3 protein-coding genes are annotated in these 1,330 nt (G+C 55.3%); all 3 read left to right on the plus strand.

Annotated elements, in window-relative coordinates:
• Window positions 1-45: 45 nt before the first annotated feature.
• The 3 genes from AWU74_RS05625 to AWU74_RS05635 are packed head-to-tail and all read left to right on the plus strand — an operon-like array spanning window position 46 to window position 1,185.
• A complete protein-coding gene (locus AWU74_RS05625) occupies window positions 46-426 on the plus strand; it encodes an IS5 family transposase (RefSeq protein ID WP_059370890.1) in 381 nt (126 codons plus the stop codon).
• Between the two features lie 14 nt (window positions 427-440).
• The gene (locus AWU74_RS05630) at window positions 441-785 is read left to right on the plus strand and encodes a hypothetical protein (RefSeq protein WP_062328461.1); all 345 of its coding nucleotides are present in this window, start codon (window positions 441-443) and stop codon (window positions 783-785) included.
• 37 nt (window positions 786-822) lie between these two features.
• A complete protein-coding gene (locus tag AWU74_RS05635; protein WP_062328465.1) occupies window positions 823-1,185 on the plus strand; it encodes a transposase in 363 nt (120 codons plus the stop codon).
• The last annotated feature ends 145 nt before the right edge of the window (window positions 1,186-1,330 follow it).

Raw genomic sequence — 1,330 nt, forward strand, 5'->3', positions numbered from 1 at the left:
CTAGGCAGTGTGGACTGGATAGGGGAAAAGAGGTAAAATAGAAGCATGAAAAGAAATGAAGGCATTCACCGGCACGATATAAGCGACGAGGCGTGGGAACGGATAAAAGACCTGCTGCCCGGACAGGCAGGGAAACGCGGGGGAGTGGCGAAAGACAACCGCTTGTTTATCAACGCGGCAGCGTGGCAGACGCGCACGGGCGCTCCGTGGAGGGATATACCGCCAGAATTCGGGAACTGGAACAGCGTGCACAAGCGGTTTTGCCGCTGGCGGGACAAGGGAATAGGGAAAACGCTGGCGGACGCCGCAATAGGCGAGCCTGACGGGGATATTCGTATGATAGATTCGACGTATATCAAGGCGCACGCGGACGCATGCGGGGCACGCGGCGGCACTCAGGACATTAGCCGCACAAAAGGGGGCTGAACAGCAAATTGCACTTGGTAGTCGACGAGTACGGGATACCGGCAAGCGGCATTGTGACAAGCGGTACTGTCGCGGACTGCAGCCATGCGTCTCTCCTTATGGATGGCTTGGAAGCGGAAGCGTTCCCCGCGGGCAAAGCGTATGACGCGAACGGACTGCTCGGCATGCTTAAGGAAGCGGATATGGCAGCCGTCATCCCTCCGGTTAAAAGCCGGAAAGAGCAGAGAGCGTACAGTCATGAACTGTATCGGGCACGGAAGATGTTTTCAATGAAATATTCCATAGCTTGCTGTGGGGTATTTCATTCATGCCTCCCATTTTACCCCTTTTACCCTATCCCGTCCACACTACCTAGGTAGTGTGGACTAAAAAGGAAAAAGAGGTAAAATGGGAGGTATGAAAAGAAATGAAGGCATACACCGGCACGATATAAGCGACGAGGCGTGGGAACGGATAAAAGACCTGCTGCCCGGACAGGCAGGGAAGCACGGGAGAGTGGCGAAAGACAACCGTTTGTTTATCAACGCGGCAGCATGGCAGACGCGCACGGGCGCTCCGTGGAGGGATATACCGCCAGAATTCGGCAACTGGAACAGTATACACAAGCGGTTTTGTCGCTGGCGGGATAAGGGAATATGGAAAAGGCTGGCGGACGCCGCAATAGGCGAGCCTGCCGGGGGATATTCGTATGATAGATTCGACGTATATCAAGGCACACGCGGACGCGTGCGGGGCGTGCGGCGGCACTCAGGACATTAGCCGCACAAAAGGGGGCTAAACAGCAAATTACACCTTGTGGTTGACGAGTACGGGATACCGGCAAGCGGCATTGTGACAAGCGGTACTGTCGCGGATTGTAATCAAGCGCCTCTCCTTATGGAGGATTTGGAGGCGGAAGCGTTTC

This window comes from Treponema endosymbiont of Eucomonympha sp. (assembly GCF_001028545.1).